Source organism: Rhizobium redzepovicii (assembly GCF_019793435.1).
Lineage (GTDB): Bacteria > Pseudomonadota > Alphaproteobacteria > Rhizobiales > Rhizobiaceae > Rhizobium > Rhizobium redzepovicii.
This window is the reverse complement of record NZ_JAILYH010000057.1, coordinates 1-1,034: the sequence shown is the minus strand read 5'-3', so window position 1 is coordinate 1,034 and position 1,034 is coordinate 1. Positions and strand designations below refer to the sequence as shown.

Below are 1,034 nucleotides of genomic sequence, written 5' to 3'. Positions count from 1 at the left end.
CAGGACACGGTTCTGCATCTGGCAGCGCAGGAAGGTTCGGTGGAAGACCTTGAGCTCGAGGACGTGCTCAAGGCCGGCTACAAAGGCATCAAGTGCGTGGAGTCCGGCGGTCCGGAACCGGGCGTCGGCTGCGCCGGGCGCGGCGTCATCACCTCGATCAATTTCCTTGAAGAGAACGGTGCATATGACGATGTCGACTACGTCTCCTATGACGTGCTCGGCGATGTGGTGTGCGGTGGCTTTGCGATGCCGATCCGTGAGAACAAGGCCCAGGAGATCTACATCGTGATGTCCGGCGAGATGATGGCGCTCTATGCCGCCAACAACATCGCCAAGGGCATCCTGAAATATGCCCATTCCGGCGGCGTGCGGCTCGGCGGCCTGATCTGTAACGAGCGCCAGACGGACCGCGAGCTCGACCTCTCCGAGGCGCTGGCTGCCAGGCTCAATTCCAAGCTCATCCACTTTGTGCCGCGTGACAACATCGTCCAGCACGCCGAGCTCAGGAAGATGACGGTGATCCAGTACGCGCCGGACTCCAAGCAGGCCGGGGAATATCGGGCGCTAGCCGAGAAGATCCATGCCAATTCGGGCCAAGGGACCATTCCGACCCCGATTACCATGGAAGAGCTCGAAGACATGCTGCTCGACTTCGGCATCATGAAGAGCGACGAGCAGATGCTGGCCGAACTACAGGCCAAGGAGTCAGCGGTGGTTGCGGCTCAATAACTGCCGCTGTCGACAGGACGCGCTGGCCCTTGCGCCAGCGCGTCCTTCCAAGAAAGCCGCTTCGGCGACGACGACCTAACCCGAACCTTGAAAGGGGGCAGGGGCCCATGAGCCTTGATTACGAGAATGACAGCGTTTTGCATGAACAGCTCATTGCGGAAGTATTAGCGCAATATCCAGACAAGGCGGCGAAGCGCCGCAAGAAGCACCTCAGCGTCGCAACGAGCGGCGACGAGCCTGGCGATGAGCCGAAGGCCCTTTCCGAATGCGACGTCAAATCGAACATCAAGTCCATTCCGGGCGTG

Annotated in this window: 2 protein-coding genes; both read left to right on the top strand. The window is 60.3% G+C overall.

The window, feature by feature from the left end; genetic code table 11:
- Positions 1–729, top strand: a 729-nt coding sequence (nifH, locus tag K6N12_RS33535) for a nitrogenase reductase (RefSeq protein ID WP_184351595.1), incomplete at its 5' end; no start/stop codon positions are given.
- Positions 730–836: 107 nt separating this feature from the next.
- Positions 837–1,034: nitrogenase (locus K6N12_RS33530; RefSeq protein ID WP_016737551.1), on the top strand; the 198-nt coding region annotated here is incomplete at its 3' end.